This window comes from Massilia sp. BGA-UO-ETr-WB1 (genome assembly GCF_059567845.1).
The window spans coordinates 588,131-613,029 of sequence record NZ_JCAQOT010000024.1; the positions used below are offsets into that span (position 1 = coordinate 588,131).

A 24,899-nucleotide genomic window follows, 5' to 3' on the forward strand; every position below is an offset into this window, starting at 1 on the left:
GATGCGCGCCAACCATATGCATGCCGCGCCGCGCCGCGCGCGCGGCTTTACCTTGCTGGAAGTGCTGGTGGCGCTGATGATCGTCGGCACCGCGCTGGGCGCTTCGCTGCGCGCGGTCGGCAGCCTGACGCAGAACAGCGACGGCCTGCGCGCCGCCATGATGGCCACCTGGTCGGCCGAGAACCGGCTGGTGCACCTGAGCCTGAACAAGCAGTTCCCCTCCGTGGGCAAGACTTCCTTCGAATGCCCGCAGGGCGACCTGAAACTGGTGTGCCAGGAAGAGGTGATCGCCAGCCCCAACCCGCGCCTGCGCCGGGTCGAGGTCAGCGTGTTCGACGAAAAACAGCCGGAGCGCCTGATCATCAAGCTGGTGCAACTGAAGCTGCAGGAATGATGGCGTCTATCTTTCTACCGCGCCGGGCGCGCGGCTTCACCCTGGTTGAACTGCTGGTGGCCATCACCGTGCTGGCCATCGTCGCCGTGCTGGGCTGGCGCGGGCTGGACGGCATCGTCCGTTCGCGCCAGGCGCTCACCGAGCAGATGGAGCAGACGCGCGGCATCCAGCTGGCGTTCGCCCAGATGCAAAGCGACATGGAGCAGCGCGCCCAGCGCAAGCAGCTGCGCTCGCGCGAAAGCCTGGCGGCCGACGCGGACCGCATGATCTTCGTGCGCACCGTGCTGGCCGAGGGCGAGCCTTCGCGCCTGCAAGTGGTGACCTACCGCATCCGCGACGGCGTGCTCACGCGCCGCGAATCGCGCCCCACGCGCGACCTGGCGCAGCTTGATGCGCTGTGGGCAGCGGCTGTCAGCGACAGCGACAACGCACCTTCCGTGGCGCTGCAGAGCGGCGTGGACAGCATGGCCGTGCGCGGCTGGCGCGACAGCGCCTGGCAGCCGGTGCAGGGCGTGCAGGGCGGCTCGGCCGGCGAGGGCGGTGGCGGGGCAGGCAGCGCCAGCGTGCAGGACTTCGACGGCCTGGAATGGACGGTGCAACTGCACGGCCAGTCGGCGCCACTGGTGAAAGTATTCCTGATGGGGGAGAAATGATGCGCGGCCCGATGCGTTCCCCGCTGCGCCGCCGTGCGCGCCAGGCCGGCGTGGCCGTCATCACGGCGCTGCTGCTGACCACGCTGGCCGTCACCATCGTGGCCAGCCTGTTCTGGCAGCAGCAGGTGCAGGTGCGCTCGATGGAGAATCAGCGACTGCACCTGCAGACCAAGTGGATCATGCGCGGCGCGCTGGACTGGGCGCGCCTGATTCTGCAGCAGGATAAGATTTCCAACCCTACCGTCACCTCCGAAACCGGCCCCTGGGCCACGCCGCTGGCCGAAACGCGGCTGGACGATTACGTCGAACGCGAGCGGGTAGCCAACGAAAAATTCGATGCCACCCTCTCCGGCCGGGTTACCGACGCGCAGGCGCGTTACAATCTCGCCAACCTGGTGCTGAACGGCGCGCCGGACCCGGCGCAGGTGCAGGTGTTCCGGCGCCTGCTGCAGCACCTGAGTTTGAACCCCAGCCTGGCGCAATCGCTGGCCGAGGAAGTGGCGCTAAGCCAGCCGGTGGCGGCCGGCACCGGTGGCACCGGTGGAACGGGCGGAACAGGTGGTGCCGGAGGAACAGGCGGGACCGGTGGCGCCGGCAGCGGGCTGGCGGGCAGCAGCAACGGCACGCGCCGCGAGCCGCTGGAGCTGATCCGCGTGGAAGACCTGCTGTCGGTGTCGGGCTTCACGCCGCAAATGATAGAAAAGCTGCGCGAGTTCGTCATCGTGCTGCCGGCCCGCACTAATGTGAACGTGAATACGGCGCCGCCGGAAGTGCTGGCGGCGCTGGTGGAGAATTGTTCGGTGTCGGAAGCGGCCACGATGGTGCAGTTCCGGCGCCGTTCGCCGTTTCTGGACGCGGCGGGTTTCACCAATTACCTGGGGCAGAGCGGCAAGGTCCTGCCGCAGGGCGTGGCAGTGGATGTGCGCAGCGACTACTTCCTGGTGCTGAGCCATGTGAGGCTGGACCGGGCGGCGCTGGACGCGCAGTCGCTGATTTTTCGCGGCAAGGCGCCCACGCTGCTGTGGATGCGGGAAATTTAGTTTGGATAGCTCATTTGGATAGCTAAAGCAGCATGAACGAAAGCGAGATTCTTCTTTGACGACTTTATACATCCGGTATCCAGCCAGGGCGGCCGCCGACGGCGGCGCCGCGCCCGCGTGCCATTTCGCGCTGGTGGGCGACGGCGGCAACGTGATGCAGCAGGGCGCATCCCCGCTCGGCAACTTGGCCGACACGGTGGCCTCCGCGCGCCGCGTGGTGCTGTTGCTGGCCGCCGCCGACGTCACCCTGCTGCATGTGGCGGTGCCGCCGCTGTCGAACGCGCGCTTGAAGGCCGCGCTGCCGGCGCTGGTGGAGGACCAGGTGCTGGGCGACCCGGCCGACTGCGTGCTGGCCCTGGCGCCGCTGACCGCCACCCAGGACGGCAGCACCCGCACCGTGGCCGTGGTGCAGCGCAGCTGGCTGGAAGTGCTGGTGAAAACGCTGGTGGCGCAGGGCGCGCAGGCGATCTCCGCGTTGCCCGCGCAACTGTGCCTGCCGCTGGCGCCGGGCGGCGCCTCGGCCGCGCTGGCGCCAACCGACGCCGGCCTGGAACTGACCCTGCGCAAGGGCCAGCAGGACGGCATGGGCCTGACCGTGGGCCCGCAGCCGGAAGCGGCGCTGCAGATGCTGCGCGCGCTGGCCGGCGACGCGCCGCTGACGGTGTACCTGCCGGCCGCGCTGCTGCCGCAGTACCAGCCGCTGGCGGCCGCCGTCAGCCACGTCGAACTGGAAACCGAGCGCTGGGAACACTGGGTGTCCGCCGCCAAGAGCGCCAAAGGCGGCGCCGCGCCCGACCTGGCCGCAGGCCTGGGCGCCACCGGCGCGCAGTCGCGCGCCTGGCAGCGCTGGCGCTGGCCGCTGCGCCTGGCGCTGCTGGCGGTGCTGGTCAACCTGGCCGGCATGAATATCGAATGGCTGCGCATGAAGCGCGAAGAGCGCGAGCTGCGCGAGTCCATGGTGCAGATCTTCCGCGCCGCCTATCCGAAGGAAACCGTGATCCGCGACCCGGCCGCGCAGATGCGCATGAATATCGCCGCCGCCAAGGCCGGCAGCGGCGAGGTCAATCCCGACGAATTCACCGCCATGGCCGCCGTGTTCGGCGAAGCGCTGGCCGCCACCGGCAAGCGCGACCTGATCGCCTCGATGGAATACCGCGAGCGCAGCCTGGTCATCAAACTCAAACCCAACGCGGCCGACGCGGCCACCCTGCAGCAGCTGCAGGGCGCCCTGTCGGCGCGCGGCCTGGCGCTGTCGGAAACGGCGGCCGGCGTGTGGCAGGTCCGCACTGGTACCGGGAGCAAAGCATGAGCGAAGCAACGATGAAGATTCAGCAATTGCGCGACACCGCATCGTCCTTCTGGAATGAAATCAGCGAACAGGAACGCCGCATGCTCGCCATCGGCGGCGCCGTGGTGGGGCTGGCGCTGGTGTACAGCGTGCTGGTGTCGCCCGCGCTGGAAGGGCGCGAGAAGCTGGCCAAGGCGCTGCCGCAGCTGCGCCAGGACGTGGCCGACCTGAAGGCGCTGGGCCGCAGCGCCGCCGAACTGGCGGCCAGGCCGCCGGTGCAGGCGCCGCCGATGTCGCGCGACGCGCTGAACGCCAGCCTGAACGCGGCCGGCCTCAAGCCGCAGTCGCTCAACCTCACCGGCGAATACGCCAAGCTGGAAGTGAAGGGCGTGCCGTTCGCCGCGCTGGTCACCTGGCTGGACGCGCAGCGCCGCGACAGCGCCGTGCTGGTGCAGGAAGCCGTCGTCACCGGCCAGGCCACGCCCGGCATGGTGGACGCCAGTATCACGCTGCGCCAAGCCTTCGGCCAGGGCGCGAACAACGCCGGCGGAGGCCGATGAAGCGCGCCGTGCTATGGTTGCTGGCGGCGCTGCTGGGCGTGCTGCTGGCGGTGCTGGCCTTCTTCCCGGCCGCCTGGGTGGCGGACGCGGTGGAGGGCCGCACCGGCGGCCGTTTGACGCTGGGCGACGCGCAAGGTACGCTGTGGCGCGGTTCGGCCTTCATCGGCGGCGCGGCCAGCAGCAACGGCGCGGTGACGCCGCTGCTGCCGGGGCGCTTCGCGTGGAAGCTGTCGCCGCTGTCGCTGCTGGGCATGGTGGACATGGAATTGTCGAACCCGCAGGCGCTGGCGCAGCCGGTCAGCTTCAAGGGCAGCTGGAAGCAGTGGCAACTGAGTCCGTCCGCCTTGCTGCTGCCGGCCGACGGCCTGGCCGGCCTCGGGGCGCCGCTCAACACGCTGGCGCCCAGCGGCCGCCTGCGGCTGTCGTGGACCACGCTGGAGCTGGCGCTGGCGGGACCGCAGGTGGACGTGAACGGCCGCACCACGCTGGAGATGGCAGACATGTCGTCGCGGCTGTCGCCACTGAAGCCGCTGGGCAGCTACCAGCTGGCGCTGGACTGGCGCGGCCAGCAGGCGCAACTGGAGCTGAGTTCGCTGAAAGGGCCGCTGCTGTTGAGCGGGAAAGGCAGCCTGCAGAACGGCCGCCTGCAATTCTCCGGGCAGGCCCAGGCGGCCGACGGTTATGAGCAGTCGCTGGACAATCTATTGAATTTGCTGGGCCAGCGCCGTCCCAACCAGGGCGGCAAGAACATCATCGCGTTAGAGTTCAGATAAGTACAGATAATGAAAAAACAGTCCGCAAGCAAGTCCCAACGTCCAACGCTGCGCCAGCTGAGCGCGGCCGCCATGCTGTGCTGCGCGGCGCTGACCGCGCAAGCACCCGCCTGGGCCGCCCCCGGCGACGACGCCGCGCTCAACTTCGTCGGCGCCGACATCGAATCGGTGATCAAGGCGGTGGGCCACTACACCAACATCACCTTCCTGATCGACCCGCGCGTGAAAGGCACGCTGACGCTGGTGTCCGAAGGCCCGATGAGCAAGACGCAGGCGTTCGCGCTGCTGACTTCCGCGCTGCGCCTGCAGGGCTTCGCCATCGTCAGCGGCGACGGCTACGCCAAGGTGGTGCCGGAAGCGGAGGCCAAGCTGCAGGCCACGCCGACCCAGATCGGCTCCGGCCCGGTGCTGAAAGGCGACCAGATCGCCACCCAGGTGTTCCACCTGAACTATGAATCGTCGGCCAACCTGGTGACGGTGCTGCGCCCGCTCATCACGCCCAACAACACCATCAACGCTAACCCCGGCAACAACACGCTGGTCATCACCGACTACGCGGACAACCTGAAGCGCCTGGGCAAGCTGATCGCCGCGCTGGACGCGCCGTCCAGCACCGACATGGACGTGATCCCGGTGCGCTACGCCATCGCCAGCGACCTGGCCACCATGCTCACCAAGCTGCTCGAGCCGGGCGCCGGCGGCGGCGCCGATTCCGGCCGCGTCAGCGTGCTGGCGGACCCGCGCACCAATTCGCTGGTGGTGCGCGCGCCGTCGGTGGCGCGCGCCAACCTGGCCAAGTCGCTGATCGCCAAGCTGGACCAGCCCACCGCGCAGCTGGGCAACGTGCACGTGGTCTACCTGAAGAACGCCGAAGCGACCAAGTTGGCGCAAACCCTGCGCTCGGTCATGTCCGGCGACAGCAGCGTCACCGGCCAGGCCACCAACGCGGCGGGCCTGAACAACCAGCAGGGCCAGGCGGGCGGCGGCATGACAGGCAGCACCGGCAGCGGCATGACCGGCGGCACCGGCACCACCGGCTCCACCAATCCGCTGCTGAACGCGGGCGCCAGCACCAACCAGCTGACCTCCGGCGGCGCGGGCGGCTTCATCCAGGCCGACGCCACCACCAACACGCTGATCATCACCGCGCCCGAGTCGGTGTACCGCAACCTGCGCGCCGTGATCGACCAGCTGGACGTGCGCCGCGCCCAGGTCTACATTGAATCGCTGATCGTCGAAGTGAGCGCCGACAAGGCTTCCGAGTTCGGCGTGCAGTGGCTGGGCCTGAGCGGCAACGACAACTCCACCTACCGCGTCGGCGGCGGCACCTCGTTTGCCGGCGGCACCGGCAACAACCTGCTCAGCCTCGCTGCGGGCGACGGCAAGGTGCTGCCGGGCGCCGGCATGACCATCGGTATCTTCAAGCAGCTGGCGAACGGCAAGCTGGGCCTGGGCGCCGTGGCGCACACGCTGGAAGCGGACGGCGGCACCAACATCCTGTCCACGCCCAACGTGTTCACGCTGGACAACGAGCTGGCCACCATCCGCGTCGGCCAGAACGTGCCGATCCTGACCGGCCAGTTCACCACCACCTCCGGCACCAGCACCAACCCGTTCCAGACCATCGACCGCAAGGACGTCGGCCTGACCTTGAAGGTGCGCCCGCAGATTTCCGAAGGCGGCACTATCAAGCTGGCCATCTACAACGAGAGCTCCAGCATCGACACCAGCGTCACGTCCGAAAGCGGCATCGTGCTGAAGACGCGCGTGATCGAAACCAACATCATTGCCGACGACGGCCAGATCGTGGTGCTGGGCGGCCTGATCTCGGACGACGCCAACGACAATGTGGAAAAGGTGCGCGGCCTGGGCGACATCCCGGTGCTGGGCAACCTGTTCAAATACCAGAAGCGCGGCCGCAAGAAGACCAACCTGATGGTGTTCCTGCGCCCGGTGGTGATCCGCAACAAGGACCAGAGCACCAGCCTGGCCACCGACCGCTACGACTACATGCGCGCCACCCAGCAGGACGTGAAGCCGAACGACACGCCGCTGCTGAAAAACCTCGGCCAGCCCATGCTGCCGGGCCTGCAGGACGGCACGCCGGTCCCCGGCAGCGGCCAGATGGCGCGCCCGGTGCCGCCGCTGCAGCCTGGCCAGCTCAATCCGAACCAGGCGCCCGCGCCGTCTGAAGGCAAGCCGCAATAATGAGCAACCTGCTGCCCTACGCCTTCGCGCGCGACTATTCGGTGCTGGCCCAGCCGGGCCAGGAAGCCGAGCACTCGGTGGACCTGTACGTGTCCAGCGCCACCGCGCCGGCCGCCATCGCCGAAGTGTCGCGCCGCTTCGGCCGCATCAACCTGAAAACCCTGGGCCGCGCCGACCTGGAGGAAGCCATCGCCAAGGCCTACGCCGGCGCCGGCGGCGACGCCTCGCAGGTGGCCGACGAATTCGACGCCGACCTGGACCTGACCAAGCTGCTGCAGGACGTGCCGGCCATCGAGGACCTGCTGGAATCGTCCGACGACGCGCCGGTGATCCGCATGATCAACGCGCTGCTCACGCAGGCGCTGCGCGAAGGCGCGTCCGACATCCACATCGAGCCGTTCGAGCAGACCTCGGTGGTGCGCTTCCGGGTGGACGGCACGCTGCGCGACGTGGTCAAGCCGCGCAAGGCCATCCACGGCTCGCTGATCTCGCGCATCAAGATCATGGCGCAGCTCGACATCGCCGAGAAGCGCCTGCCGCAGGACGGCCGCATCACCCTGCGCGTTGGCGGCAAGCCGGTCGACGTGCGCGTCTCCACGCTGCCCACCGGCCACGGCGAGCGCGCCGTGCTGCGTCTGCTGGACAAGGAAGCCGGCCGCCTCGACCTGCAGCACCTCGGCATGAGCGGGGACATGCTGCCGCAGTTCGACGGCCTGATCGCCCAGCCGCACGGCATCGTGCTGGTGACTGGCCCCACCGGCTCCGGCAAGACCACCACGCTGTACGCCGCGCTGTCGCGCGTGAACTCCACCACCACCAACATCCTCACGGTGGAAGACCCGATCGAATACGACCTGCAGGGCGTGGGCCAGACCCAGGTCAACCCGCGCATCGACATGACCTTCGCCAAGGCCCTGCGCGCCATCCTGCGCCAGGACCCGGACGTGATCATGATCGGCGAGATCCGCGACCTGGAAACGGCGCAGATCGCGGTGCAGGCCTCGCTCACCGGCCACCTGGTGCTGGCCACCTTGCACACCAACGACGCCTCGGCGGCCGTTACGCGCCTGCTGGACATGGGCATCGAACCGTTCCTGCTGTCGTCGTCGCTGCTCGGCGTGCTGGCGCAGCGCCTGGTGCGCAAGCTGTGCCCGTCCTGCAAAACCTTCGACGGCGCGCAATGGCACGCGGTGGGCTGCGAGCACTGCGGCCACACCGGCTACCAGGGCCGGGTCGGCATCTACGAGCTGCTGCGCACCACCGAGGAAATCCGCGCCCAGATCCACAACCGCGCCTCGGAAGCAGAAGTGCGCGCCGCCGCGCAGGCCGGCGGCATGAAGACCATGCGCGAGGACGGCGAACGCTGGCTGCTCGACGGCACCACCACGCAGGCCGAATTGCTGCGCGTCGCCAAGGACTAAAGTAGATGCCAGCATTCCGCTACGAAGCCGTCGACGCCGGCGGCGCCACCAGGAAGGGCGTGGTCAACGCCGACAGCCCGCGCTCGGCCCGTTCCGACCTGCGCGCGCAAGGCCTCACGCCGCTCAAGGTGGAAGCCATCTCGGCACAGGTCGACGCCAGCGGCCAGACCAAGCGGCGCGGCTTCGGCGAGCGCCTGTCGACCACCGAGCTGGCGCTGTTCACGCGCCAGCTGGCCAGCCTGCTGGAAGCCGGCCTGCCGCTCGAGCAAGCCTTCTCGGCGCTGCTGGAGCAGGCCGAGCGGCCCTATGTGCGCGACCTGATCGCCTCCATCCGTTCCGAAGTGATCGGCGGCGCCGCGCTGTCCGAAGTGCTGTCGCGCCATCCACGCGACTTCGCCGAGATCTACCGCGCGCTGGTGGCATCGGGCGAGCAGATCGGCCAGCTGTCGCGCGTGCTCACGCGCCTGGCCGACTACATCGAGCGCCGCAACGCGTTGGTGCAGAAGGTCAAGCTGGCGTTCACCTACCCGGCCATCGTCACCGTGGTGGCGTTCGCCATCGTGATCTTCCTGCTCACCTACGTGGTGCCGCAGATCGTCTCCGTGTTCGCCAACACCAAGCAGAAGCTGCCGGTGCTGACGGTGATCATGCTGGCCGTGTCCGACTTCGTGCGCAACTACGGCCTGATCGTGCTGGTGCTGCTGATCGGCGCCTGGTTCTCATGGCGGCGCGCGCTGCAGAACATCGCGCTCAAGACGCGCTGGCACACCTGGCTGCTGACCGCGCCGCTGTACGGCAAGTTCGAGCGCAGCCTGAACACGGCGCGCTTCGCCAGCACGCTGGCGATCACCACCGGCTCCGGCGTGCCGATATTGCGCGCGCTCGAGACCAGCCGCGACACGCTGACCAACGTCGCCATGCAGCAGCTGGTGGAGGAAGCCAGCGACGCGGTGCGCGAAGGCGTGAGCCTGGCGCGCGCGCTGTCGGCGCAGAAGCACTTCCCGCCGATGCTGATCCACATGATACGGGCCGGGGAAATCACCGGCGAGCTGCCGGCCATGCTGAACCGCGCCGCCAGCGCGCAGGAGGCGGACCTGGAGCGGCGCACGCTGACCATCGCCGGGTTGCTGGAACCGGCGCTGATCCTGGCCATGGGCGTGGTGGTGCTGCTGATCGTCCTGGCGGTGCTGATGCCGATTATCGAAATTAACCAGCTGGTGCACTAATATGAATCGTCTGCCTGTCGTAGCAAGTTTTGTGGCCGTGGTGGCCCTGTCCGCCTCGTGTGCCTACTGGGGCATGCTGCTGTTCAAACCCGAGCAGCGCGCGATCGCCGCGGTGCCGATGCAGGCGCCGCCGGAAGCGTCGGTGGCGTCCGCGCGCAACCTGTTCGGCGGCGACATCGCCGTCGCCGCCGCCAGCAACTACCAGCTGCGCGGTGTGGTGGCCGCCGCCAACGGGCGCGGCAGCGTGGCCATCATCGCGGTGGACGGCCAGCCCGGCAAGGCCTACCCGGTGGGCGCCGAGGTGGCCAGCAATGTCAAGGTGCAGGAAGTGCAGGCGCTGTACGTGGTGCTGTCCGAAGGCGGCATCCAGAAGCGGCTCGACCTGCCGCCGCCGGAGAGCGCCAGTTCCTCCAGCGCCACCGCCGCGCCGCTGCCGATGCCGCCGGTGCAGCAACAGCAGCAACCGGTCCCACCGCCCGCCCCGCCCGTGCAGCAGCCGCCCCAGATGCCTACGCCCGTCAGCGGCACCCGATAAGCAAGCTCTGCCGCATTCGGGGTCAGACCCCGAATGCGGCAGAGCTTGCCCTAGTCATAGGGACGCGGCCCCATACGTCTTACCACAATGTAGGATCAGGCGGCGGGAAATGAAGTGTTTATGAGCAGCCTGAGCCGCATTCGGGGTCTGACCCCGAATGCGGCTCAGCTCGCTAGTCTTCGGACTTGGCGGAGTCGATTTTCTTGAGGGCGGCCTTGGCGGCCTGGCGCTGGGCCGAGACCGGCTTGGCGTGCGGGCCGGCCGCGCGGTTCTTGGCCAGCGCCGCGTAGGGGTTGCGCGGCTTATGGGAGGGCTCGACGCGGAACTGCATCTTCTGCCGCGTCGCCAATGCCTTGTTTGCCATCGTGTGACCCTCCCTCTTCCTTACAGTACGTAGCGCGACAGGTCTTCGTTGACCGCCAGCGCGTCCAGGCGCTGGTTCACGTAGCCGGCGTCGATGGTCAGCGTCTGCACGCCGCCGTCTTTGCCGCCGTCGCTGGCGCTGAAGGAAATCTCTTCCAGCAGCTTTTCCATCACCGTGTACAGCCGGCGCGCGCCGATGTTTTCGGTGCGCTCGTTGACCTGGTAGGAAATCTCGGCCAGCCGCGTGATGCCGTCCGGCGCGAAGTCCAGCTTCACGCCCTCGGTGGCCAGCAGCGCTTCGTACTGCTTGGTCAGGCAGGCGTCGGTCGACGTCAGGATGCGCTCGAAGTCGGCGATCGACAGCGATTCCAGCTCGACCCGGATCGGGAAGCGCCCCTGCAGTTCCGGGATCAGGTCGGACGGCTTGGCCAGGTGGAAGGCGCCCGAGGCGATGAACAGGATGTGGTCGGTGCGTATCATGCCGTACTTGGTGTTGACCGTGGTGCCTTCCACCAGCGGCAGCAGGTCGCGCTGCACGCCGGCGCGCGACACGTCGGCGCCGCCCACTTCCGAGCGCGAGGCGATCTTGTCGATCTCGTCCAGGAACACGATGCCGTTCTGCTCCACGTTCTGGATCGCCTTCTGCTTCATGTCGTCTTCGTTGACCAGCTTGGCCGCTTCCTCGTCCAGCAGCAGCTTCATCGCTTCCTTGATCTTGACCTTGCGCGCCTTCTTGCGCCCGCCGCCGATGCCGGAGAACATGGACTTGATCTGCTCGGTCATTTCCTCCATGCCGGGCGGGGCCATGATTTCCATCTGCGGCGCGCTGTCGGCCAGCTCGATCTCGATTTCCTTGTCGTCCAGCTCGCCTTCCCGCAGGCGCTTGCGGAAGGTCTGGCGCGTGGTGTCGGGCTTGCCTTCGCCTTCGGCCGCGGCGCCGGTGCTGAAGCCGAAGTCGCGCGGCGGCGGCAGCAGGATGTCGAGCACGCGGTCCTCGGCGGCGTCCTCGGCGCGCGCGCGCACCTTGGCCATCTCGGCCGAACGGGTCTGCTTGATGCCGATGTCGACCAGGTCGCGGATGATGGTGTCGACGTCGCGCCCCACATAGCCCACCTCGGTGAACTTGGTCGCTTCGATCTTGATGAAGGGCGCGTCGGCCAGCTTGGCCAAGCGGCGCGCGATCTCGGTCTTGCCGACCCCGGTCGGGCCTATCATCAGGATGTTCTTCGGCGTGATCTCGTGGCGCAGCGGTTCTTCCACCTGCTGGCGGCGCCAGCGGTTGCGCAGCGCGATGGCCACGGCGCGCTTGGCCTTGCCCTGGCCAACCACGTGCTTGTCGAGTTCGCCGACGATTTCTTGCGGTGTCATATTCATTCTGCCTTCCCGTCCAGCGTTTCGATAATGTGGGACATATTGGTGTAGATGCACAGCTCGCCGGCGATGGTCAGCGATTTCTTCACGATCTCGGCCGGCGTGAGCTCGGTGTTCTCCTGCAGCGCCAGCGCAGCCGACTGCGCGTAGGTGCCGCCGGAGCCGATGGCGCCGATGCCTTTCTCGGGCTCGAGCACGTCGCCGTTGCCGGTGATGACCAGGGTGGAGGTGGCGTCGGCCACCAGCAGCATCGCTTCCAGGCGGCGCAGCACGCGGTCGGTGCGCCAGTCCTTGGCCAGCTCGACCGAGGCGCGCAGCAGGTTGCCCTGGTGTTTTTCCAGCTTCGCTTCGAAGCGGTCCAGCAGGGTGAAGGCGTCGGCGGTGCCGCCGGCAAAGCCGCACAGCACTTTGCCCTGGTACAGCTTGCGCACCTTGCGGGCCGTGCCCTTCATGACGATGTTACCCAGCGTTACCTGGCCGTCGCCGCCCAGTGCGACCTGGCTGCCGCGCCGCACGCACAGGATGGTGGTGCCGTGAAATTGTTCCATGTTGACCTCAAAGTAATGACGCTCGACGTTCAATGCGCTATCAGCGCCAGCCCCTGACATGGGGTCTGGCCGGATAATTGCAAGACGGACTAGGCGGTGGCCGGGGCGGCTGCTTGGCGCAGCGGTTAAATCAGCGGCTTAATCAACGGCTTAATACTTGTGGGCAAAGATGCGCGCCAGGCTGGCGTAGCCCAGCAGCTGCAGCAGCGCTGCCACGAGGTGGTTCACTTCCCGGAATTCTACTCTTCTGCCGTCCGGCGCGAGTTGCTGCAGGCGCGCCAGCAGCAGGTTGGCGGCGCCGAAGTCGAGCCGCGCCAGGCGCGAGCAGTCGAACACCAGGGCCGGGTACTGGCCGGCGTAGGCGGCGATGGCCTCCAGCAGGGCGCCGCAGTCGCCTTCCACCACGGCCGGCAGCATGAAGCGGTCGGACGCCGCCGCCGCCGGGGCGGCCTGGCGCGCGGCCGTGGCCATTTGCCGCGGCGCAGGCGCAGCGTAAGGCGGCGGCGACACTTCGAAGGTGACGCAGTAGTCCATGCTGGCTTCGTCGTAGTCTTTTTCCCGGTTCAGCAGCTGCAGCAGTTCCAGCAGCAGCAGCCAGGGCGCCGCGCCGTCTTCCCGGCGGCCCACGGCAAGGCTGGACTGCAGCAGCGCGGCCAGCTCGGCGGCGGCCGCCACGATCAGCTCGCGGCCCTGTTTTTGCAGGCTTTGCAAGGCGTTCAGCAGCAGCGCGCAGCCGTCCATGTCGAAGCTGGCCACCCGGCTCAGGTCCAGCCGCAGCGGGGCGGCACCGGCCAGCCCGGGCAGGCGCTCGAGGACCGCGGCGGCGCCCGCGTCCAGCGCCGGGCCGAAAGCCAGCGTGGGCGCGACGCCGGCGTAGCCGCCGGCCGCGCCCGCCGCCGGCCCGGCCGCCGGCCCCGTTGCCGACCCCGCCGCCATGCCGCGCCACGGCGGCGGCGAAGTCTCGAAGGTGCTGGCGTAGTCGATCGACAGGCTGTCGAACTGTTCCTGCCGGCCCTGCACCTGGTGCAGGTCGAACAGCAGCCACCAGACGGTGCGGTCCTGCTGCGCGCCCAGGCCGGATGCGGCGGCCTCGGCCAGCGCTCCGCTCAGCATCTGCTCGGCGACGGCGCTCTGGCCGTTGGCGTACAGGATGGCGCTTTCCTCCACCACCGGCGCGGCGGCGCCGGACGCCACCGGGGCCGGCACTTCATCGTCGGCCAGCAGCTGGGTGGTGCTGGCGTCCAGCAGGGGCAGGGTGTCGGGATTGCCGGCTGCATCGGCGGCGCCGGACGGCGTGGCGGGGGCCGGCGCCGGGCGCGGCGGGCGGCTGCCCCAGGCCGGTTCCGGCGTGTTGAAGATGTCGGCTTCCATGGCCGCTTCGATGGCGTCGATCTTGAGCGCGGTGGCGCGGGCGATGTCGCGCTGCAGCTGGCTGTTGGCGGCGGCGCGCTGGGCTTCGCTGTTGGCGGCCAGGCGCGCGGCCTCGTCGTCGCCGTCCGGGGCGGCGTCCGGCTTGCCTTTCTTGAACAGGGAAAACAGGCCCACGGCATTCCTCGCTATGCTGGAGTCTTAGTGTAGCCGAAGAGCAAGGCGCAAACAAAAAAAGCATGCGGCGCGGGCGGCATGCTTTTTTGCGGGCGAGGGGAGCCGGGCGGGCGGCTTAATCCCCGTACAGCTTCTGCTTCAGTTCGCGGCGCTGCTGCGCTTCCAGCGACAGCGTGGCGGTGGGACGGGCGATCAGGCGCGGAATGCCGATCGGTTCGCCAGTCTCTTCGCACCAGCCATATTCGTTGTTGTCGATGGCGACAATGGATTGCTGCACTTTCTTCAGCAGTTTGCGCTCGCGGTCGCGGGTGCGCAGTTCCAGCGCGTGCTCTTCCTCGATGGTCGCGCGGTCGGCAGGGTCCGGCACCAGCACGGTTTCGCGCAGGTGTTCGGTCGTCTCGCCGGCATTCTTCAGCAGCTCTTTCTCAAGGGCTTGCAGCTTGGCCTTGAAAAATGCCATTTGCGCCGGGTTCATGTAGTCTGCTTCGCCCATCTTCAGAATTTCTTCTTCCGTGAGGAGGCGGACTTCTTCGATAGCGGCGGGGGTCGATTTATTAGTTTTAGTCATCACTTCGCTTACCTTCGATACGACAGAGTTTTCAAATTTATCAGTTGCGCGATGAACTCGGCAACCGCGCCGGCACCTAAGTCGTTACCTAGTTGCTAACCGGCACCCCACAAAACCCGGTTAGTTTATACCAAACATTGTTCCAATCCGCGAATAAAGATGTCTTTCGGTAGATTTTTGCCAATAAATACCATTTTGCTGCCACGTTCTTCGCCCTCGGCCCATTTTGCGCCCAGATCGCTGCCCATCAGCTGGTGCACGCCCTGGAATACCACCTTGCGTTCGGCGCCCTGCATCAACAATACGCCTTTGTAGCGCAACATGCGAGGACCGTACACATCGACCAGTCCGCCGAGGAATTCGTCCAGCTTGGCGCTGTCGAACGGGCGCGCGCTCTTGAACACGAAGGCGGCGATGTCGTCGGTGTGGTGGCTGTGATGGTGATCGTGGGCATGGCTGGGGTGGTTGCAGTGCTCGCCATGCGCGTGGTCGTGGTCATGGTGATCGTGGTCATGTTCCTCGGCGGCCAGGAAGTCCGGGTCCAGCTCCAGCTTCTCGTTCAGGTTGAAGCCTTTCAGGTCCAGCACCTCGGAAATCGGCGCGCTGCCGAAATGGGACTGGCTGATGGGCGCGCGCGGGTTGATGCGCTTCAGGCGCGGCAGCAGCTGGTCCAGCACGGCCTGGTCCACCAGGTCGGTCTTGGACAGCAGCAGCTTGTCGGCGAAACCGACCTGGCGCTGGGCTTCCTCGTTGTCGTCCAGCTGCTGCATGGCGTGGCGCGCGTCGACCACGGTGACGATGGCGTCCAGCATGTAGTGGCTGCCCACTTCGTCGTCGATGAAGAAGGTCTGCGCCACCGGGCCGGGGTTGGCCAGGCCGGTGGTTTCAATCACCACGCGGTCGAAATGCAGCTCGCCGGCGGCGCGCTTTTGCGCCAGGCTCGACAGCGCCACGATCAGGTCGCCGCGCACGGTGCAGCAGATGCAGCCGTTGTTCATCTCGACGATCTGTTCCTTGCTGTCTTGCACCAGGATTTCGTTGTCGATGTTTTCCTGCCCGAATTCGTTCTCGATGACGGCAATGCGCATGCCGTGGCTTTCCTGGAGGATACGGTTGAGCAGCGTGGTCTTGCCTGCGCCGAGGAAACCGGTGAGGATGGTGGTAGGTATCATTGCCATGGTCAGCTTGCCGATCAGTAGTAAGGTGGCCCTCTTGGGGCCGGGATCGAGCGATTATGCCGGAATTTTGTCAACCCGGCCAAACCCCTGCCTTGACGCAGCGCATGCTTACTTTACATAGTCCTACTTGACCTTGGCGCGCGGGTGAGCCTGATCGTAGACCTGGGCCAGGTGCTGGAAGTCCAGCGCCGTGTAGACTTGGGTGGAGGCGATGGTGGCGTGGCCCAGCATGTCCTGCACCGCGCGCAGGTCGCCGGACGACTGCAGCACGTGCGAGGCGAAGGAATGGCGCAGCATGTGCGGGTGCACGCCGGACGGCGCGCCGGTGGCCAGGCCGTGCGCCTTCAGCCGCAGCTGCACCACGCGCGCCGACACGCGCGTGCCGCGCGCGCTGGTAAACAGCGCGGCGCTGCCGTCGGCCGGCGCCGGGCGCACCGCCAGCCAGGCCGCGATGGCGGCCATGGCGGCGCGGCCCACCGGCACGGTGCGGCGCTTGCCGCCCTTGCCCAGCACGGTCACGTCGGCGTTGCCCTGTTCCAGCCAGCCCAGCGCGCCCGGGCTGTAGTGCAGGTCCAGCCCCGCCAGTTCGGACACCCGCAGCCCGCTCGAATACAGCAGCTCGAACATGGCCTGGTTGCACAGCCCGGCCGGCTCGGGGGCGGCCGCCGGCCCGGCGGCGTGGGCGCGCGCCGGGGCCGACACCAGCCGCACCGCGTCGTCCACCGACAGCGCCTTGGGCAGCGATTTGGGGCGCTTGGGGGCGCGCACGCCCTGCGCCGGGTTGGCGGCCAGCGCGCCTTGCGCGCCCAGCCAGTCGAAAAAGCCGCGCCAGCTGGACAGCTTGCGGGCGATCGAGCGCGGCTCCAGCTGCCTGCCGTGCAGGCGGGCCGCGTAGCGCCGCACGTCGGCCTGCGCCAGCGCGCTCCAGGCCGTCTCGCCGCTCAGCGCGGCCAGCTCGGCCAGCTCGGCCAGGTCGCGCCGGTAGGCGTCCAGCGTGTGCGGGGACAGTTTGCGCTGCGTGCGCAGCTGCTCGAGGTAAGCATGGGCCCACTCGGCTTTGCTGCGCTCTTCCATGGCGCTCAGGCCAGCAGCGGCGCCAGCGCGGTGCTGGCCGTTTCGCCGATGTGGACCAGGAAGTCGGTCGCCATCAGCGAGGTGAAGCGTTCGGAATCCGGCGAGCCCAGGATCAGCAGGCCGAAGGTGGCGCTCTTGCCGCCCGGAACGGCCGTGCCCGGCTTGCGCAGCGGGATGATGACGGTGGACTGCACGTGGCCGGCGTCCTCCAGCCAGCGCACCGCCTCGAAGTCGTTGTTGGCGCCGCAGTACGGGGCCATCAGGCTGTTGGCGAAGATGCGCGCGTCGTCCGAGGCGCCGGCGGTGAACCACTCGCCCGCGTATGCCGGCTTGGCGCCCCACAGGCGCAAGGTGGCTTGCGGCACGTGGAAGCTGCTCTTCAGGCTGTCGGCCAGCACGCGCGGCATGGCGCCGTCGTCGCGCACCTGCAGCAGGGCCTGGGTCCAGCTGTGGAAGCGGCCGGCGATGGTTTCGTTTTCCTTGGCGTGGCGCGACAGTTCGGCCATGCGCAACTCCAGCGCCTTGTATTTGTCGCGCATCACTTCCATCTGGCGTTCCTGCAGCGACACGGCGCGCCCGGTCAGCGGACTGGAAAGTTTCACCTCGCCCAGCAGGCTGGCGTGCTCTTCGAAGAAGTGCGGGTGGTCGGTCAGGTATTGCAGTACGGCGGTGGCATCCATTGGTCAGCTTGTGGGTTGAGAGCAATGCACATTCTACCCGACGCCACAATAAAAAAGACGCCCGCAGGCGTCTTTCAGTGTGGCTGGAGCGGTGCTTAGAAGCGGTGGCGCATGCCGACCTGGATGCCCTTGCTCGACTCGCCCGCTTTGGCGGTGAAGCCGCCCGAGGCGCTGGCCGCGCCGATCGCGTACTGGCCGTCGTTCTCGTTCTTGATGTAAGCGCCGATCAGGTACACGTCGGTGCGCTTGGACAGGTTGTAGTCGTAGCCGATGCCGTACTGGGTGGCGTCGCTGGCGTCGGCGCGCTTGTCGTCCTGGCGCACCACGGAAGCCATGATGCGGCCCGCGCCCACTTTGTAGTGGAAGCCGGCCTGGTAGCTGATCGCGTCCAGCAGGAAGTTGCGCTTCAGCGCGGCGTTGGCCTGGCCGGCCAGCAGCGTGCTCAGCGGGGCAGGGAAGGCGGCGAAGGTCGGCGCCAGCAGGTCGCCCGCGTAGCGGATGATGACCGAGTTCTCGTTCTTCTGCTTGTGGGTGCCCAGGAACAGCTTCCAGTTGTCGAAGGCGTAGGAACCGGCCAGGGTGGTGGTCACCAGGCCGCGCGCGCCGACCTGGTCGGTGCCGTGGTTGTGGCCCAGGCCCAGGTCCCAGCCGTTCGCCACGTAGCGCACGTTGGCGCCCCAGGAGCGCTTGTCCATGCCGATGTAGCCCGATTTCTCGGTGCCGTACATGGCCGAAGCCTTGAGGCCGTTCGGCAGTTCCATGCGGTACTGGATCGACTTGTCGGAGCGGATCGCGATGCCGGCCGTCAGCAGGCCGCCGGTGCCGCCCACGATGCCGCCCCAGCCTGCCGCCGTGCCCGATTCGAACACGTCGCCGGCGTTCAGCACTTCATAGCCCGGGGTGTACATGCGGCCCAGCAGCACCGCGCCCACCGGCGTGATCAGGCCGACCATCGAGGTGCGGTCGAACAGCGCGTTGGTGATGTTGACGTTGATGGCGGGGTTCAGCGCGTTCTGCACGCCGGCTTTCAGGCGCTCGGCCATGGCCGCGCCGCCGGCCGCTGCCGGCACGGTGAAGTTCAGGCCTTCGGTCAGCGCGAAGGTCTGGTTGCTGCTCAGGTTGCCGGTTTGCTGGCGGCCGGTGTCCAGTTCGACACGCGCTTCCAGGTTGAAGATGGCCTTGTAGCCGCCGCCCATGTCCTCGATGCCGCGGAAGCCGAGGCGCGAACCGTCGGCAATACCGCTGACCAGCTTGGTCTTGGCGTCCTGGCCGCCGTTTTTCACATACATCACGCCGGCGTCGGCGATGCCGTAGATGGTGACCGAGGATTGCGCCATGGCAGGCGCGGCGAACAAGGCGGCGATACCCGCTGCGAGCAGTTTAGTTTTCATGCAGTCTCCAAAGATTGAATTGTTTTTTTGTTATTCTCAAAATAGTACGTGCGTACTAATTAGGTGCAACCAATATGACATGCGAATCCAACCTTGTACAGAAAGCTATGTTGGCTTCTTGAATCGGAGTTGCGAAAATGTCACAGACCAAATAAAAACGGACCTGCTGCCAGGTCCGTTTTGGGTGTCATGCACGGGCATGCGCGCGCATGGGGTGTCAGAAGTTGTGGTGGATACCAACCGAGTAGTGGTTGACCGAGCTGTCGCTGAGGGTGGTGACGGCGGCCGGCACCGGCATCTTGCGGTTCGACAAGTCGAAGTAGATATAGGTGCGGGTCGAGATGTTGTACTCGTAGCCGATCGAGGCTTGCTTGGTCTTCAGGATGCGGTCCGGCGACTTCTGGCCATAGCCCAGCAGCAGCTTGCCCGGGCCCATGGTGTAGTTGGCGCCCACCAGCCAGGCGTCGGTTTCGTGGTTGGCCGCGCCGGCCACCACGGTGTGGTCCATGTCCTGCTTCTGGTAGGAACCCATCAGCTTCAGGGCCGGGGTCGGCTTGTACGACGCGCCCACCGACCACAGCTTGGTCTCGATCGCGTTGCGCTCATAGGCGGCGTAGGCGGCGAACTGGTTCAGCGTGTAGGTGGCGCTGGCGCCGAACGGGTTGGCCGAGGCCATCGAATTGACGGTGTACTGCGGCGCCAGCGCGGTGCCGCGGCCGATGATGGCGGTGGTGTTGCCCAGCGATTCCTTGGCGGCCACGGCCACGTTGAGCTGGAAGCCGCTCACCACCGGGGTGTTGTACCAGACCGCGTTCGAGAAGCGGTTGCCGGACGAGCCCGGCGGCGCCAGCGGATCGCTGGTGTAGCCGGCCACTTGCAGGTTGGTCTGGTAACCGGCCACGGCGGGCACGCCGCTCCATGGCTCGAAGGCGGTCGAGGTTTCCTGGAACGGGGTCAGGCCGCGGCCCAGGCGCACCGTACCGAAGCTGCCTTGCAGGCCGACCCGGCTCTGGCCCTGGAACAGCGGGCGGCTGTTGGTGCCGGCGGTGTTCTCGATGGTGCCGGTGTCCGGCTCGTAGCGGATCTCCAGGTGGAACAGCGCCTTCAGGCCGTTGCCCAGGTCTTCCACGCCGCGGAAGCCGAGTTTGTTGTTGTCGCGTTTGCCGATCTGGGCGGTGGTGCCCGTGGTTTTTGACACGCCGGCATCCAGGGTGCCGTAAATAGTGACGGACGATTGCGCATGAGCTCCAGCGAAGGCGCCCATGAGTGCCAGGGCCACTAATGATTTTTTCATTTGTTCTTCCTTTTAGATAGATCGATCAAAGAGCTAAAACGTGAAGTGCGTGCACGCGCCACTCATCTGGTCTAAACCTTAATTGCTGCCTGCGCCTACGGTGAAGGATTGGTCGATTATGAGGGTTAGTATTGGTCGAAAGCCAAAAAAATGTGGTTTCTTGTTGTATTTTTGAAACGCTTGAATAGCTGTCCACTGCATGCAGTAAGGCAAGGTTTCCTTTCTCTTAGTTAATTCAATGTCATCCAGCGTACACGCATTCCCCCGTTGCAATACTTGAGCAATATCAAACACTTAGCGATTTGGTGCGAATCCGATTGGTATTAAAACTACACTTGGCCTTACCCTGATTGTTGGAATGTGGCAAGATCAACCAAATAGCAAGCCACCCGGCGACTGACCGGACTGGCGAAGTCGCAGCGTTTTCTTGAATGAATCATATTAATAGTGGAACGATGGCAAATCGTGAAGAACTAGTAATGATCCGAGGGGCGCGCGCTGGAGACGCCCAGTGCCAGCTGGCATTGGGGAAACTGTATCTGTTCGGCGGCGCCAGTTTGCCGCAGAGTCCGCCCACCGCGCTGCATTGGCTGCACCGCGCCGCCATCCAGGGGCGCGACGAGGCATGGCGGCTGATCGGCAGCCATGTCGGTTACGAACACGCACAGCACAGCCGTGAAGCGGTATTGCCCTGGTATGAACGCGCCTGGGAGGCCGGCGTGGTGCCGGCCGGCCTGGTGCTGGCCCAGCTGGTGCTGAGCGCGCCGCCCGGCGAGTCCGACGCGGCCGGCGCGCTGGGGGCGCTGGGCGCCCTGGGCGTGGCGGCCGCCAGCGCGCACAGCGCGCTGCGCGCCAAGGCCCTGCAGGCGCTCGAGGCGGCGGTGCGGGCCGGCTTGCCGGACGCGCTGCGCCTGCTGGCCCAGCAACAGCCGGCCCCGGCCGCGCACGCCGTGCAGGCGGCCGCCCCGGCCGAGGCCGCGCCGCCCGAGCCGCCCGCCCCCATCAACACCCTGGCCTATGTGGCGCTGGACGAGGCCTGGGGCAAGCTGTCCCGCAGCGCTTTCCTGGCGCAGGCGCAGCCACTGATGCGCCAGCTGCTGCGCGAGGCGCCGCCGGACGCCGAGGCTGCGCGCAACGCCGGCTGGCAGCCCGCGCCGCAGCAGGTGCAGTTGCTGGCCCGCTGCGCGCAGGCGCTGGCGCAGCTGGACGCCTACGCGGACGCCGGCGACGAGGCCGACGGCACCGAGATGCGCTGCCGCGAGCTGGCCGCGCACGGCGGCGACCGCAACGCCCAGCTGGCGCTGGGCCTGTGGTTCGCGCGCATGAACCGGGACGGCGAGCGGGTGCGCGGCGGCATCGCGGCGGTCAATTTCAAGCGCGCCATCCGCTGGCTGACCCAGGCCGGCGAGCAAGGCCTGGCCGATGCCTGGTTCGCGCTGTCGCGCATCTACCTGAAACCGGAATTTTCGCAGCGCAGCGTGAGCGAGGCGCAAGCCTGCCTGGAGCGCGCCGCCGACATGGGCCACAGCGCGGCGCAGCTCGAGTGCGGCATCAATGCCTGGCGCACCCGGCGCGGCGGCGAGGAGAACGACGTGCGCGCCGCCTACTGGCTGCAAAAGGCGGCCGCCCAGGGCAGCGGGGACGCGCACGCGGCGCTGCGCCGCATCGCGCCGCTGACCGACGGCGGCGGCTGGGCCGCCAGCCTGCCGGGCGTGAGCCGGGAATTGCTGAACAGCCAGCCCCTGCTGGCGGCGCGCGTGGAACTGGCCGGCTGGTTCGGCCTGAGCCGGGCCGAGGCGCTGCTGCTGGATGTGAAGGCGGCCGACCGCGGCCATTGCCTGGTGGTCGATATCCGCGCCAGCTACGGGCGCGGCAAGCGCCGCCTGGTGCTGGTGCGCAATGCCGCGCAGCGCCAGGCGCTGGACCGCATCGGCCGCCTGTTCGACCAGGTGGACGCCGGCCCGAACGGCCCGGAAGGCAATTACCGCCAGCGCCTGTACCGGCTCAAGACCTGGCTGCCGGAGGAGGGCCCCGGCGGCGGCGCGGCGGCCGGCCTGGCGCCCGGTTTTTAAATCTCGATTTCGCCTTCGAACACGGTGACGGCCGGGCCGGTCAGGTAGACCGGCTGGCCTTCGCCGGCCCAGGCGATCGACAGCTGGCCGCCGCGCGCGTCCACCGTCACCGGCGAGTCGAGCAGCCCGCGCTGGATGCCGGCCACCACGGCCGCGCAGGTGCCGGTGCCGCAGGCCAGGGTTTCGCCCACGCCGCGCTCGAACACGCGCAGCCGGATGTGGCCGCGGTTTACCAGCTGCATGAAGCCGGCGTTGACCCGGCGCGGGAAGCGCGGATGGTGCTCGATCAGCGGCCCGGTCAGCTCGACCGGCGCCGTGTCCACGTCGCCCACCAGCTGCACCGCGTGCGGATTGCCCATCGACACCACCGACACCAGCACGGTTTCCTTGTCGCCGCCCAGCTCCAGTACCAGCGGCCACAGCGTGTCGCGGCCCTCGGCCACGCCCTGCAGGCCGTCGGCGTCGAACGGCACGCTGGCCGGCTCGAGCACCGGCGCGCCCATGTCCACCGTCACGTTGCCGTTCTCTTCCAGGCGCGGCGCGATCACGCCGGCCATGGTTTCCACGGCAATGCTGCGCTTGTCGGTCAAGCCTTTTTGCGACACGAACTTGGCGAAGGCGCGCGCGCCGTTGCCGCACTGCTCGACTTCGCCGCCGTCGCTGTTGAAGATGCGGTAGCGGAAGTCGCAGCCCGGCCGGGTCGGCTTCTCCACCACCAGCATCTGGTCCGCGCCCACGCCGAAGCGGCGGTCGCCCAGCTGCTTCCACTGCGCGGGCGTGAAGTCGATCTGCTGGCTGATGGCGTCGATGACCACGAAGTCATTGCCGGCGCCGTGCATCTTGGTGAATTTGAGTTTCATAATCAGTTGGTGTTGTGGGCTTAGCGGGCCTTGCCGTAGAAGGAAGGCTCGCCGTTGGGACGCGTTTTGAAGCGCTTATGCGTCCAGAAATATTCGGCCGGGGCCTCGCGCACGCGTTCCTCGATGAAGGCGTTCATGCGGCGCGTCGCTTCCACCATGTCCGGACCCGGGTAATTGTCCCACGGCGCATGGAATTTTACCTGCCAGCCCTGGTAATTGGGCAGGAAGGTGCAAATTACCGGCATCACCTGGGCGCCGGTGGCGGCCGCGATGCGCGCGGTGGCCGACAGCGTGGCCGCCTGGACGCCGAAGAAGGGCACGAACTCGGCGTCCTTCTCGCCGAAATCCATGTCCGGCAGCATGAAGTAGGGCAGCTTTTCCTTCAGCGCGCGCAGGATGGGCTTGATGCCGTCCAGGCGCGTGAACAGGCGCACCGGCTTGAAGCGGGCGCGGCCGTCGCGCAGCACCTTGTCGAAGGCGGCGTTCTTCTGCTGCACATACATGGACGAGGCAGAGGCTTGCATGGCGATCGCCGCGCCGGCCACGTCCAGGCACACGAAATGCGGGCACAGCAGGATGGTGGGCCGCTCCGTCATGGCTTGCACCGGCACGCCGGCGCTGTCCGGGTGGGCGCCGTCGAAGGACACCACTTTGATCAGGCGCTGCAGGCGCGCCTCGGAGGCCCACCACAGGATGGAGCGCTCGAACACGCTGCGCGAGTAGGCCTGGAAGTGGCGCCGCGCCAGCGCAATGCGCTCGGCCTCGGACAGTTCGGGCAGGCACAGCCGCAGGTTGACCAGCGTGATGTCGCGCCGCGGCTTCATGATAACGAACAGCAGCGAACCGACCGCCTTGCCGAAGCGGCCCAGCACCGGCAAGGGCAGCCAGTGCAGCAGCCACATGAATCCCAGCAGCACCCTCATGGCGCCTCCCGGCTGGCGGCGGCAGTGTCGGCGCCGGCGGCGCCGGCCGGCACCTTGTAGCGGTTGTAGCTCCAATAATATTGCGCCGGCGCGCGCGCGATCAGCGTCTCCATGGCGGCGTTGATGGCGCGCGCCTGCTCGGCGCTGGTGCCTTCCAGCGTGCCGTCGAACGGCACGAAGCGGATCACGTAGCCGCGGCCGGACGGCAGGCGCTCGGCGTAGGTGACGATCACCACCGCGTCGCCCATTTGCGCCAGCTTGGCCGGCAAGGTCATGGTGTAGGCGCGGCGGCCGAAGAAGTCGGCGAACACGCCTTCGCCTTCCTGCGGCACCTGGTCGGGCAGCAGGCCGATCGGCATGCCCTTCTTCAAGGTCTTGGCCAGCATGCGCACGCCGGACATATTGGCCGGCGCCAGCAGCAGGTTCTTGCGCGCGCGGGCGCCCTCGATCAGCGGCTTCAGCGCCGCCTTTTTCGGCGGCCGGTACATCACCATCAGTTCGGTGCGCAGCGCAATTTCCTGAGCGACAATTTCAAAACAGCCAAGGTGTGGCGTCAGGAACACAATCCCGCGCCCCGCGTCCAGATTTTTTTGCACCAGCTCCCAGTTCTCGGTGCTGGCGTGGCGCGACACGCGTTCCGGTTGCGCGCACCAGATGAACGGCAATTCCAGTATGCTCTTTCCAGACTCGGCAATCGCCGCGCCCAGATGGCGCTCGAAGCCGGCCAGGCGCATATTGTCGCGCATGCGGCGGCGGTGCGACGGCGACAGCAGATAGACCAGCCAGCCGAGCGCGGCGCCCAGGGCGTGCAAGACTGGCAAGGGAAAGACGGAAAGAAGGCGGAATAGGGTGACGAGCATGGAAGGTTCAGATCCGGCAAAAAGCTTTGCCTTGCCAAAAGTTTTTAAAAGAAGCGTAAAATACCACGTATGAA

The 24,899-nt window shown here is 67.4% G+C and carries 24 protein-coding genes; 11 read left to right on the plus strand and 13 right to left on the minus strand.

Translation table 11 applies throughout. The features are described 5' to 3' along the window. The first annotated feature begins 1 nt into the window (after nt 1). The 10 genes from gspI to AC56DV_RS15910 are packed head-to-tail and all read left to right on the plus strand — an operon-like array spanning nt 2 to nt 10,098. Nucleotides 2–394: a type II secretion system minor pseudopilin GspI gene (gene gspI / locus AC56DV_RS15865; protein ID WP_496315236.1), complete on the plus strand. Its 393-nt coding sequence runs from the start codon at nt 2–4 to the stop codon at nt 392–394. After that, on the plus strand, nt 391–1,047 hold the full coding sequence (locus AC56DV_RS15870; protein ID WP_496315237.1) for a PulJ/GspJ family protein: 657 nt from the start codon (nt 391–393) through the stop codon (nt 1,045–1,047). The genes gspI and AC56DV_RS15870 overlap by 4 nt, the downstream gene beginning before the upstream one ends. Further along, entirely contained in the window at nt 1,044–2,087 is a 1,044-nt protein-coding gene (gene gspK / locus AC56DV_RS15875; RefSeq protein WP_496315238.1) for a type II secretion system minor pseudopilin GspK, read from the plus strand. Before AC56DV_RS15870 ends, gspK begins: the two co-directional genes overlap by 4 nt. 55 nt (nt 2,088–2,142) lie before the next feature. Further along, nucleotides 2,143–3,396, plus strand: coding sequence for a type II secretion system protein GspL (gene gspL, locus AC56DV_RS15880; protein WP_496315239.1), 1,254 nt, complete (start codon nt 2,143–2,145; stop codon nt 3,394–3,396). After that, entirely contained in the window at nt 3,393–3,935 is a 543-nt protein-coding gene (locus tag AC56DV_RS15885) for a type II secretion system protein M (RefSeq protein ID WP_496315240.1), read from the plus strand. The genes gspL and AC56DV_RS15885 overlap by 4 nt, the downstream gene beginning before the upstream one ends. Beyond that, nucleotides 3,932–4,708 carry a type II secretion system protein N gene (locus AC56DV_RS15890; protein ID WP_496315241.1) on the plus strand — a complete coding sequence of 259 codons (777 nt, stop codon included), beginning with the start codon at nt 3,932–3,934 and terminating at the stop codon, nt 4,706–4,708. Before AC56DV_RS15885 ends, AC56DV_RS15890 begins: the two co-directional genes overlap by 4 nt. Nucleotides 4,709–4,717: 9 nt before the next feature. Continuing rightward, a complete protein-coding gene (gene gspD, locus AC56DV_RS15895) occupies nt 4,718–6,916 on the plus strand; it encodes a type II secretion system secretin GspD (RefSeq protein ID WP_496315242.1) in 2,199 nt (732 codons plus the stop codon). Further along, nucleotides 6,916–8,337 (plus strand): type II secretion system ATPase GspE, encoded by a 1,422-nt coding sequence (gene gspE, locus AC56DV_RS15900; protein WP_496315243.1) that lies wholly within the window; start codon nt 6,916–6,918, stop codon nt 8,335–8,337. Before gspD ends, gspE begins: the two co-directional genes overlap by 1 nt. A gap of 5 nt (nt 8,338–8,342) precedes the next feature. Continuing rightward, complete coding sequence (gspF, locus tag AC56DV_RS15905) at nt 8,343–9,563, plus strand: type II secretion system inner membrane protein GspF (RefSeq protein WP_496315244.1); 1,221 nt, start codon at nt 8,343–8,345, stop codon at nt 9,561–9,563. Between the two features lies 1 nt (nt 9,564). Further along, nucleotides 9,565–10,098: a type II secretion system protein N gene (locus tag AC56DV_RS15910; RefSeq protein ID WP_496315245.1), complete on the plus strand. Its 534-nt coding sequence runs from the start codon at nt 9,565–9,567 to the stop codon at nt 10,096–10,098. Between the two features lie 172 nt (nt 10,099–10,270). Here AC56DV_RS15910 and AC56DV_RS15915 read toward each other — a convergent pair whose 3' ends face one another. The 10 genes from AC56DV_RS15915 to AC56DV_RS15960 all read right to left on the minus strand — a co-directional run bounded on the left by AC56DV_RS15915 (nt 10,271) and on the right by AC56DV_RS15960 (nt 20,110). Continuing rightward, nucleotides 10,271–10,462: a hypothetical protein gene (locus AC56DV_RS15915; protein WP_496315246.1), complete on the minus strand. Its 192-nt coding sequence runs from the start codon at nt 10,460–10,462 to the stop codon at nt 10,271–10,273. Between the two features lie 20 nt (nt 10,463–10,482). Continuing rightward, nucleotides 10,483–11,835: an ATP-dependent protease ATPase subunit HslU gene (gene hslU, locus AC56DV_RS15920; protein ID WP_496315247.1), complete on the minus strand. Its 1,353-nt coding sequence runs from the start codon at nt 11,833–11,835 to the stop codon at nt 10,483–10,485. Next, nucleotides 11,832–12,380: an ATP-dependent protease subunit HslV gene (gene hslV / locus AC56DV_RS15925; RefSeq protein WP_057158414.1), complete on the minus strand. Its 549-nt coding sequence runs from the start codon at nt 12,378–12,380 to the stop codon at nt 11,832–11,834. Before hslV ends, hslU begins: the two co-directional genes overlap by 4 nt. Before the next feature lie 150 nt (nt 12,381–12,530). Continuing rightward, nucleotides 12,531–13,925, minus strand: a complete 1,395-nt coding sequence (locus AC56DV_RS15930) for an STAS domain-containing protein (RefSeq protein WP_496315248.1) — start codon at nt 13,923–13,925, stop codon at nt 12,531–12,533. Nucleotides 13,926–14,040: 115 nt separating this feature from the next. Continuing rightward, entirely contained in the window at nt 14,041–14,493 is a 453-nt protein-coding gene (dksA, locus tag AC56DV_RS15935; RefSeq protein WP_056401310.1) for an RNA polymerase-binding protein DksA, read from the minus strand. 125 nt (nt 14,494–14,618) lie between these two features. Further along, on the minus strand, nt 14,619–15,671 hold the full coding sequence (locus AC56DV_RS15940; protein WP_496315249.1) for a CobW family GTP-binding protein: 1,053 nt from the start codon (nt 15,669–15,671) through the stop codon (nt 14,619–14,621). Nucleotides 15,672–15,794: 123 nt separating this feature from the next. Further along, nucleotides 15,795–16,745, minus strand: coding sequence for a tyrosine recombinase XerC (locus tag AC56DV_RS15945; protein ID WP_496315250.1), 951 nt, complete (start codon nt 16,743–16,745; stop codon nt 15,795–15,797). Nucleotides 16,746–16,750: 5 nt separating this feature from the next. Next, on the minus strand, nt 16,751–17,425 hold the full coding sequence (locus AC56DV_RS15950; RefSeq protein ID WP_496315251.1) for a DUF484 family protein: 675 nt from the start codon (nt 17,423–17,425) through the stop codon (nt 16,751–16,753). 95 nt (nt 17,426–17,520) lie between these two features. Next, nucleotides 17,521–18,816 (minus strand): porin, encoded by a 1,296-nt coding sequence (locus AC56DV_RS15955; protein WP_496315252.1) that lies wholly within the window; start codon nt 18,814–18,816, stop codon nt 17,521–17,523. 217 nt (nt 18,817–19,033) lie between these two features. Continuing rightward, nucleotides 19,034–20,110 (minus strand): porin, encoded by a 1,077-nt coding sequence (locus AC56DV_RS15960; protein WP_496315253.1) that lies wholly within the window; start codon nt 20,108–20,110, stop codon nt 19,034–19,036. A 455-nt stretch (nt 20,111–20,565) separates the two neighbouring features. On the opposite strand from AC56DV_RS15960, the gene AC56DV_RS15965 reads away from it, so the two are divergent. Then, nucleotides 20,566–22,182, plus strand: coding sequence for a tetratricopeptide repeat protein (locus tag AC56DV_RS15965; protein ID WP_496315254.1), 1,617 nt, complete (start codon nt 20,566–20,568; stop codon nt 22,180–22,182). Here AC56DV_RS15965 and dapF read toward each other — a convergent pair. The 3 genes from dapF to AC56DV_RS15980 are packed head-to-tail and all read right to left on the minus strand — an operon-like array spanning nt 22,179 to nt 24,825. Further along, complete coding sequence (gene dapF / locus AC56DV_RS15970) at nt 22,179–23,042, minus strand: diaminopimelate epimerase (RefSeq protein ID WP_496315255.1); 864 nt, start codon at nt 23,040–23,042, stop codon at nt 22,179–22,181. The genes AC56DV_RS15965 and dapF overlap by 4 nt on opposite strands. A 20-nt stretch (nt 23,043–23,062) precedes the next feature. Next, a complete protein-coding gene (locus AC56DV_RS15975; protein WP_496315256.1) occupies nt 23,063–23,965 on the minus strand; it encodes an LpxL/LpxP family acyltransferase in 903 nt (300 codons plus the stop codon). Then, entirely contained in the window at nt 23,962–24,825 is an 864-nt protein-coding gene (locus AC56DV_RS15980; protein ID WP_496315257.1) for a lysophospholipid acyltransferase family protein, read from the minus strand. The genes AC56DV_RS15975 and AC56DV_RS15980 overlap by 4 nt, the downstream gene beginning before the upstream one ends. Between the last annotated feature and the right edge of the window lie 74 nt (nt 24,826–24,899).

What these genes read in the sequence shown, in the direction of transcription:
- gspI (WP_496315236.1), top strand. Translation starts at nt 2, where the DNA reads ATGCGCGCCAACCATATGCATGCCGCGCCGCGCCGCGCGCGCGGCTTT.
- AC56DV_RS15870 (WP_496315237.1), top strand. Translation starts at nt 391, where the DNA reads ATGATGGCGTCTATCTTTCTACCGCGCCGGGCGCGCGGCTTCACCCTG.
- gspK (WP_496315238.1), top strand. Translation starts at nt 1,044, where the DNA reads ATGATGCGCGGCCCGATGCGTTCCCCGCTGCGCCGCCGTGCGCGCCAG.
- AC56DV_RS15885 (WP_496315240.1), top strand. Translation starts at nt 3,393, where the DNA reads ATGAGCGAAGCAACGATGAAGATTCAGCAATTGCGCGACACCGCATCG.
- AC56DV_RS15890 (WP_496315241.1), top strand. Translation starts at nt 3,932, where the DNA reads ATGAAGCGCGCCGTGCTATGGTTGCTGGCGGCGCTGCTGGGCGTGCTG.
- gspD (WP_496315242.1), top strand. Translation starts at nt 4,718, where the DNA reads ATGAAAAAACAGTCCGCAAGCAAGTCCCAACGTCCAACGCTGCGCCAG.
- gspE (WP_496315243.1), top strand. Translation starts at nt 6,916, where the DNA reads ATGAGCAACCTGCTGCCCTACGCCTTCGCGCGCGACTATTCGGTGCTG.
- gspF (WP_496315244.1), top strand. Translation starts at nt 8,343, where the DNA reads ATGCCAGCATTCCGCTACGAAGCCGTCGACGCCGGCGGCGCCACCAGG.
- AC56DV_RS15910 (WP_496315245.1), top strand. Translation starts at nt 9,565, where the DNA reads ATGAATCGTCTGCCTGTCGTAGCAAGTTTTGTGGCCGTGGTGGCCCTG.
- AC56DV_RS15915 (WP_496315246.1), bottom strand. Translation starts at nt 10,462, where the DNA reads ATGGCAAACAAGGCATTGGCGACGCGGCAGAAGATGCAGTTCCGCGTC.
- hslU (WP_496315247.1), bottom strand. Translation starts at nt 11,835, where the DNA reads ATGAATATGACACCGCAAGAAATCGTCGGCGAACTCGACAAGCACGTG.
- hslV (WP_057158414.1), bottom strand. Translation starts at nt 12,380, where the DNA reads ATGGAACAATTTCACGGCACCACCATCCTGTGCGTGCGGCGCGGCAGC.
- dksA (WP_056401310.1), bottom strand. Translation starts at nt 14,493, where the DNA reads ATGACTAAAACTAATAAATCGACCCCCGCCGCTATCGAAGAAGTCCGC.
- AC56DV_RS15940 (WP_496315249.1), bottom strand. Translation starts at nt 15,671, where the DNA reads ATGGCAATGATACCTACCACCATCCTCACCGGTTTCCTCGGCGCAGGC.
- AC56DV_RS15945 (WP_496315250.1), bottom strand. Translation starts at nt 16,745, where the DNA reads ATGGAAGAGCGCAGCAAAGCCGAGTGGGCCCATGCTTACCTCGAGCAG.
- AC56DV_RS15950 (WP_496315251.1), bottom strand. Translation starts at nt 17,425, where the DNA reads ATGGATGCCACCGCCGTACTGCAATACCTGACCGACCACCCGCACTTC.
- AC56DV_RS15955 (WP_496315252.1), bottom strand. Translation starts at nt 18,816, where the DNA reads ATGAAAACTAAACTGCTCGCAGCGGGTATCGCCGCCTTGTTCGCCGCG.
- AC56DV_RS15960 (WP_496315253.1), bottom strand. Translation starts at nt 20,110, where the DNA reads ATGAAAAAATCATTAGTGGCCCTGGCACTCATGGGCGCCTTCGCTGGA.
- AC56DV_RS15965 (WP_496315254.1), top strand. Translation starts at nt 20,566, where the DNA reads ATGGCAAATCGTGAAGAACTAGTAATGATCCGAGGGGCGCGCGCTGGA.
- dapF (WP_496315255.1), bottom strand. Translation starts at nt 23,042, where the DNA reads ATGAAACTCAAATTCACCAAGATGCACGGCGCCGGCAATGACTTCGTG.
- AC56DV_RS15975 (WP_496315256.1), bottom strand. Translation starts at nt 23,965, where the DNA reads ATGAGGGTGCTGCTGGGATTCATGTGGCTGCTGCACTGGCTGCCCTTG.
- AC56DV_RS15980 (WP_496315257.1), bottom strand. Translation starts at nt 24,825, where the DNA reads ATGCTCGTCACCCTATTCCGCCTTCTTTCCGTCTTTCCCTTGCCAGTC.